General features: G+C 55.0%; 8 protein-coding genes. 6 read left to right on the top strand and 2 right to left on the bottom strand.

What is annotated here, in order from left to right; translation table 11 throughout:
• Nucleotides 1-48: 48 nt before the first annotated feature.
• Complete coding sequence (locus MWU63_RS15670) at nt 49-306, top strand: DUF167 domain-containing protein (RefSeq protein ID WP_247078618.1); 258 nt, start codon at nt 49-51, stop codon at nt 304-306.
• Between the two features lie 9 nt (nt 307-315).
• Here the strand turns inward: MWU63_RS15670 and MWU63_RS15675 are convergent, their stop codons facing one another.
• Nucleotides 316-558, bottom strand: a complete 243-nt coding sequence (locus MWU63_RS15675; protein ID WP_213888841.1) for a hypothetical protein — start codon at nt 556-558, stop codon at nt 316-318.
• A 92-nt stretch (nt 559-650) separates the two neighbouring features.
• On the opposite strand from MWU63_RS15675, the gene MWU63_RS15680 reads away from it, so the two are divergent.
• From MWU63_RS15680 to MWU63_RS15690, 3 genes are all read left to right on the top strand, one after another.
• Entirely contained in the window at nt 651-1,370 is a 720-nt protein-coding gene (locus tag MWU63_RS15680; protein ID WP_246531684.1) for a M48 family metallopeptidase, read from the top strand.
• Between the two features lie 71 nt (nt 1,371-1,441).
• A complete protein-coding gene (locus MWU63_RS15685; protein ID WP_213888840.1) occupies nt 1,442-1,702 on the top strand; it encodes a DUF6455 family protein in 261 nt (86 codons plus the stop codon).
• A 38-nt stretch (nt 1,703-1,740) separates the two neighbouring features.
• The gene (locus MWU63_RS15690; protein WP_213888839.1) at nt 1,741-2,094 is read left to right on the top strand and encodes a YigZ family protein; all 354 of its coding nucleotides are present in this window, start codon (nt 1,741-1,743) and stop codon (nt 2,092-2,094) included.
• Between the two features lie 546 nt (nt 2,095-2,640).
• On the opposite strand, the gene rimO is transcribed toward MWU63_RS15690, so the two are convergent.
• Nucleotides 2,641-4,035, bottom strand: coding sequence for a 30S ribosomal protein S12 methylthiotransferase RimO (gene rimO / locus MWU63_RS15695; RefSeq protein ID WP_247078626.1), 1,395 nt, complete (start codon nt 4,033-4,035; stop codon nt 2,641-2,643).
• A 112-nt stretch (nt 4,036-4,147) separates the two neighbouring features.
• Here rimO and MWU63_RS15700 point away from each other — a divergent pair, with 112 nt between their 5' ends.
• The gene (locus tag MWU63_RS15700; protein ID WP_247078628.1) at nt 4,148-6,145 is read left to right on the top strand and encodes an AsmA family protein; all 1,998 of its coding nucleotides are present in this window, start codon (nt 4,148-4,150) and stop codon (nt 6,143-6,145) included.
• A 316-nt stretch (nt 6,146-6,461) separates the two neighbouring features.
• A partial coding sequence (locus MWU63_RS15705) for a hypothetical protein (RefSeq protein ID WP_247078630.1) occupies nt 6,462-6,671 on the top strand: 210 nt, incomplete at its 3' end.

Raw genomic sequence — 6,671 nt, forward strand, 5'->3', positions numbered from 1 at the left:
TCTGGGGCAGATTAGACCAGCGTTGCACAGGTTTACCAGAGGCAGAATATGGCGGACCCAGACCTGACACATCTTGCACGTCCCGGTACGGAAATTTCCGTGCGGGTCACACCCAAAGCCTCGCGCAACCGCGTGGTGGAAGAGGGCGGTGCATTGCGGGTTTACGTAACGACCGTGCCGGAAGGTGGTAAAGCAACCGCAATGGTGCAGAAACTGCTTTCCAAGGCGCTGGGCGTGCCGAAAACACGTTTGATCCTGATCCGTGGCGCGACCGCGCGCGACAAGGTGTTTCAGATCAGCGACTAAGCGGTGTTTTCAAGAATCCTCTGCGCGGTGCAACCGATACACGCCTTCTGGCAAATCAAGCGCGGCTGCAAGATCATGCAACATCGACTGGGACAGGGTTATTTTCTGCACCTTGTCTGTCCTTGTATCAAGTTGTTCGATTGTCACGCAGTCCTCAAATGCCTGAATTGTAACATCTTCCTGCAAATGGCTGCCCGGCTCATCAACAAGCGTGATCACCGTGGCATCAAATTCGTGCTCTATTGTAAACATGTGATCAGCCTAGACTTTACCGGCACTTTTGCAAGCGGACGTATCCGTAATTTGGGCTTTAATTGATCGCATCCTTTGATAAGGTTGCACGTATGATGAGTGTCAATTTACGAATGTTCGCCCTGATCCCGCTAACCGCCTTGGCGTTGGCCGGATGTGAAGTCACAACAAGCTCGACCCCAAGAACCCAAGCACCGCCTCAACAGCAACCCAAGGTCGCGCGGCTGGACAGCGCGACAGCCGCCCGTAATTTCACGGCTGTTGTGCGCCGGGTTGAACCTGTCGCCGAGCAAATTTGCCGCCAAAGAACGCAAGGCGTGAACTGTGATTTCAAGATCGTGGTCGACAACAGGCCAAACCAGCCACCAAATGCTTTTCAGACGCTTGATCGTAGCGGCCGGCCCGTTGTCGCGTTCACCGTCGCGCTGATTGCAGAGGCGCAAAATCAGGACGAACTGGCCTTTGTCATGGGTCATGAAACCGCACACCACATCGCGGGTCACATTCCGCGCACGCAGCAATCCGCGCTGGGCGGCATGATCATTGGCGGAATAGCGGCTGCGGTTCTGGGGGCTGACGTGAAGTCCGGGCAGGACCTTGGCGCTACTGTTGGCGCACGCCGTTACTCAAAAGATTTTGAGCTTGAGGCCGACAGCCTTGGCACCCGCATTACGGCGCGCGCGGGGTATAATCCGTTGCGCGGTGCACAGTATTTCAACCGCATTCCGGACCCCGGCAACCGCTTCCTCGGCTCGCATCCGCCAAATGCGCAGCGCATGGAAGTTGTCCGCCGCACGGCTGCGGGGCTCTGAACCGCACTTGATCTTGATCAAGGCGCGTCTTGCGCCGCTCTGTTTCTGTTTTCCTGGAAGGGAACGGATACATGAGTATTTTTTCAAAATACGACCGTCACGCAGGGCTTGCGGGCCGTATGGCCGACACGCTTGGCGTTGATATCGACGAAAAACTGCAACGCGGAGAGCTGCGCCCGGAAGATTTGCGCAACACCGTGCAGCGCTGCATGGCCTGCGATGATCCGGCAGACTGTGAACAATGGCTAGAGGCGCATAAGGACGGGGCCGACGAGACCCCAAGCTATTGCCGCAACAAGGCGCTGTTTGAAGAGCTGAGCAAGAAAGACTGACCCTCGCCATTCCGGCCCTTTCGGGGTAGGGGAGGGATATGCAGATTTTCGACAATATCCTGACCGACCGTGGCTCAAAATACGCGGTGTCGGGTGGCCCCGTTGCGTCGCGCGCCGAGGCGCAGGATTTTATCAAGCAACTTTGCAAGCAAAAGAAATTCGCGAAGGCGACCCATAACACATGGGCCGTGCTGCTGGGGGACACCCCGCTAAAAAACGATGACGGAGAATCCGGCTCCGGGATGATTATTCTGCGGATGCTGGAGCGTGAGGGCCTGCAAAACCACATCATCGTCGTCACCCGCTGGTACGGAGGCAAGCATCTGGGCGGAGATCGCTTTCGCCACGTGCAGGAGGCGGTACGGCACTATCTGGAAAACAGGACGGGCTAAGCATACCCGGCCAAACGCCCCACCTAGCTTCAAAGTAGCCCAAGGCCCGCCCACGCCCCCCACGGGGGCGGGCCTATGCTCTGACTGTGTCAGATCATTTTTCTACTTTCAGTAAATCGGCTTGTGAGAGGATTGGTACTTGAAGTCCATTAACATTGATCCACTCGCAATTTGATAGCGAAGTTTCAAACGAAAGTGGTTCTAGCGAAAATAGTATGTCTATTTTTGTCTGTTCGTTGATTCTTAACAATTGGTTCTTGTCATCTATAACTGACACATCTGTGTCGGGAAACATGATCTGTGTTTTTTCCGTCAAACAAAATGGCTGTGCAATGGGTCGCGCGGTGCGGTTGGAAAATCGTGAAGACCACTTCTCAAGCGCGCTCTTAACAGTCGAGTTTTGTGAGTTATCTGTGGGCATCCAGATGTCAAGATCACGAGAAGTCGTACCAAGATAGTGCGATCTGGCTTGACCACCGATTAAAAGGAATGGAGTTGAAAGGTTATCTAGGTGTCTCAAAAATTCGAGATGGTACCAAGTTAGATTCAAACAACCCGACCCCACAAATCATACTCACTCGCCTCATCAACTTCAACGCGAAGGATATCCCCCGGCTTCAACTCCTCAAACCCTTCATCGATGAACAGGTTGCCGTCGATCTCTGGTGCGTCGGCTTTTGTGCGGCATGTGGCGGCTTCATCGTCCACTTCGTCGACAATTACCTCCAGCCGCGAGCCAACCTTTGCGGCTAGTTTTGCCGCCGAAATCGCCTGACTTCTTTCCATAAACCGATGCCAGCGCTCTTCTTTCACCTCTTCGGCCACATGGTCCGGCAGCGCGTTTGACCGCGCGCCATCGACGTTCTCGTATTTAAAACATCCAACCCGGTCGAGCTGCGCTTCATCCAGCCAGTCGAGCAATGTCTGGAACTCTTCCTCCGTTTCGCCGGGGTAGCCAACGATGAAGGTCGAGCGCAGCGTGATATCGGGGCAGACATTCCGCCACGCCGCGATTTCATCCAGCGTTTTTGAACCCGCCGCAGGCCGCGCCATCCGGCGCAGCACATCAGGGTGGGCGTGTTGAAACGGGATGTCGAGGTAGGGCAGCACCAGCCCATCCGCCATAAGCGGGATAAGGTCGCGCACATGCGGGTAGGGGTAGACGTAATGCAGGCGTATCCATGCGTCCATGCCGCCAAGTTCGCGCGCAAGGTCGGTGATATGGCTGCGCACCTCGCGGTCTTTCCAGGGGTTCAGGTCATATTTCCGGTCAAGCCCATAGGCGCTTGTATCCTGCGATATCACCAGCAGTTCCCGCACCCCGGCCTCGACCAGCTTTTCCGCCTCGCGCAGCACCGCGTGGGCCGGACGGCTGGCAAGCTTGCCTCGCATATCCGGGATGATGCAGAACTTGCACTTGTGATTGCAGCCTTCTGAAATTTTCAGATAGCTGTAGTGGCGCGGGGTCAGGCTGATGCCCCGTGCCGGCAGCAGGTCCATAAAGGGGTCAGGGCTGGGCGGCACCGCCTGATGCACGGCATCAAGCACCTGTTCGTACTGATGCGGGCCAGTCACCGCCAGCACGCTTGGGTGGGTGCCGCGAATATAATCTTCCTCAGCGCCCAGGCAGCCCGTCACGATGACACGGCCGTTTTCATTCAACGCCTCGCCAATCGCTTCAAGGCTTTCGGCCTTGGCAGAATCAAGAAACCCGCAGGTGTTCACGATCACCGCATCGGCCCCGGCGTAATCTGGCGAAATCGCGTAACCTTCGGCTCGAAGCCGCGTTAGAATGCGCTCACTGTCCACCAGCGCCTTGGGGCAGCCAAGGCTGACCATGCCGATTTTCGGCTGACCGTCGCGCACGTCTACGCGGTCATTTGCGTCAATCTTCGCCTTTGGGGCGAGGTCGGGGCGGAGGTTTGGCGGGTTCAGGCTCATCCGCGGGATATAGCTGAGCCTTGCGCGCAACAAAAGGGGTGTCGCGTTCTACTTGTTGTTCGCCCGCGAAGTCCTTAGATTCCAAACTAACCATTCTGCCCGGAGGTTTGTGGTGCGCTGGATTATCCGCTTTATTCTGACACTTATTGTTCTGGTGGCCCTTCTGGTCGGCGTCTTGTTCATTGTCCCGGGAGAGCGGATTGCCGCCATCGCCGCGCGTGAGTTTGGAACTGCAACTGGGCGGGCGATGAAAATTGAGGGCGAGGTTCGCGCCTCGATCTACCCAAAACTGGGCGTACGCACCGGGCCAATTGAAATTGCCAATGCCGATTGGTCTGATGCCGGACCGATGCTGAAAGCCGAAGGGATGCGCGTGGGCGTTGACCTGATGTCGCTTCTGAGTGGCAATATTAAGATTGATCAGGTCGAGGCGATCGCGCCTGATATCCTGCTTGAGGTTGCAAAGGACGGGCGCGCGAACTGGGAATTTGAGCTTGCGTCTGAAACACCTGCCGCAACGGACCAGGCCGTGCCTGAAAGCGCAGGGGGGATTCCTGCGTTTACCCTTGACCACGGGTTAGCGACGGGTGGTTCATTGCGGTTCCTTGATCATAGCGGTGGAACTGACATTGTCCTGACCGAGATGGATCTTGATCTCAGGGTGCCGGATTTCAACGGCACCTCGCAAATCGAGCTTTCTGCGCGCATGAACGGTCAGGTTAATCAGGTTTCTGCGGAAGTGAGCAATTTCAGCACCCTTCTTGCAGGTGACATCGTTGGGTTTGAGGTAACCGCAAAAAGTGGTGGCTCAAACATAGGCCTGTCTGGCCGTGGCGGGTATGAACCACTTACCTTTGACGGGCAGTTGGATGCTGATCTGAAAGACATGGCTGCGCTGTTTACGACCATCGGTCAGACGGTACCGGATGTGTCCGAAGGGCTCGGCCAGCAGGCCAGCCTGTCTGGAAAAGTGACCTACACCGCCGAAGGGACGGCGCATTTGCGCGATGGAATTATTCAGCTGGATCAGAACACGTTGAACGGCGAAGCCGACCTTGATCTTTCGGGAGACAGGCCAAAGCTGAACGCGCAGTTTACTGCTGAAGCCCTTGATTTTTCATCACTCGCAGCCAGTGCAGACGGCAACAGCGGCTCTGGCAGCGCCGGTTCTGGCACGGGTTGGTCTAAGGATATGATCGATGCCAGCGGGTTTGGTTTGCTTGATGCGCAAATCGCGTTCAGGGCGGCCTCCATTGATCTTGGAACGCTGAAGCTTGGCACATCGCGGGTATTGGCAACGCTGGATCGGTCTCGTTTGGTTTTCGAAATGAGAGAAATAAATGCCTATCGGGGCCTCGTAACCGGCAGCTTTGTAATGAACAATCGCAACGGTCTTTCGGTGGGCGGCGATCTGAGTGCGCGGGGCATGGCGATGCAGCCTATGCTAATCGACCTTGCAGATTACGAACGGCTGATTGGTCTGGCGGATGTTGACCTGCAATTTCTGGGTGTTGGGAACACAGTTGATGCGATTATGCACAGCCTGTCAGGGCAGGGGGCATTCAGTATTGGATCGGGCGAGCTTTTGGGCCTCGATCTGGTGGGAATGCTGCGAAACTTTGATGCCTCCTATCAGGGGGAGGGCAGCAAAACGATTTTTGATTCGATCAACGCAACATTCCAGATCGCAAACGGCGTACTGACAAATGATGATTTGGTTTTTCTGGGGCCGCTGGTGCGGGCAACTGGGGCGGGGCAAGTTGGCATAGGCGAGCAAACCCTGAACTACCGTGTAACGCCTGTTGCGCTTAGCAACGAAGACGGAACAGGCGGTATCACCGTACCCGTTCTGATCACGGGAACATGGGCTGATCCGAAATTCCGCCCTGATCTTCAGGCGCTGATCGATCAGAACCTTGCAGAAGAACGCGCTGCAATCGAGGCGCGGATTGAGGCAGAACGCGATGAAGCAGAAGAACGGCTGCGCCAGCAAGCAGAAGAACGCCTTGGTGTAACGCGTGAAGAAGGTGAAAGTGCGGAGGATGCCTTGAAGCGTCGTCTGCAAGAAGAAGCCACCCAAGGATTGCGTAATCTTCTGGGTGGCAACTAGCGAGGGTTTCCGAGCAGAGCGGGCAGCGCCTACATTTCCAAACTGGTAAAGTCCATATCCTGCCGTTCCACGAGAAGTTGGAAGGAGTAGTGAGTTCGCCGACTATTACGTTGTTTTGTTGGTTGTTCAGTAAGCCTTATAAACGCTTGGGACTGCCAGCAATCGAGCAGTGGTGATTTTGGCTTCTTCAAAGAACGTTTTGGTATGAGGTGCGTGAATTTTTTTAGCCGTTTTCACAAAATTTCGTGCGGGAGCGAATTGCCTTCTCTACAATTCTAGATAGAGTAACAGGAAACCTTTTATAGTAGATTTTCACGTGAAAACAGCTGGTAGATATATTCTTTTTTGGGTTTGGCTGTTTACGCTAGCCTTCGTTCCTTTGAGCCTGTCCGGTGTTGCAAGTGCGGAAGAACAAACGATTACCTTCCAAAACGCCTGCGAAGGAACCGAGTTTAAACCACCTTTAGAAATTGTTCACTGGATGGAAAACGATAACTTCTTCAACATTAACTATACGGAGTTTGGC

It is taken from the genome of Pseudohalocynthiibacter sp. F2068, assembly GCF_023015645.1.
In the GTDB taxonomy this organism is placed as follows: Bacteria; Pseudomonadota; Alphaproteobacteria; order Rhodobacterales; family Rhodobacteraceae; genus Pseudohalocynthiibacter; species Pseudohalocynthiibacter aestuariivivens.

Excerpts from the sequence above, each read along its gene's own strand:
- MWU63_RS15670 (WP_247078618.1), top strand. The coding sequence starts at position 49 with ATGGCGGACCCAGACCTGACACATCTTGCACGTCCCGGTACGGAAATT.
- MWU63_RS15675 (WP_213888841.1), bottom strand. The coding sequence starts at position 558 with ATGTTTACAATAGAGCACGAATTTGATGCCACGGTGATCACGCTTGTT.
- MWU63_RS15680 (WP_246531684.1), top strand. The coding sequence starts at position 651 with ATGATGAGTGTCAATTTACGAATGTTCGCCCTGATCCCGCTAACCGCC.
- MWU63_RS15685 (WP_213888840.1), top strand. The coding sequence starts at position 1,442 with ATGAGTATTTTTTCAAAATACGACCGTCACGCAGGGCTTGCGGGCCGT.
- MWU63_RS15690 (WP_213888839.1), top strand. The coding sequence starts at position 1,741 with ATGCAGATTTTCGACAATATCCTGACCGACCGTGGCTCAAAATACGCG.
- rimO (WP_247078626.1), bottom strand. The coding sequence starts at position 4,035 with ATGAGCCTGAACCCGCCAAACCTCCGCCCCGACCTCGCCCCAAAGGCG.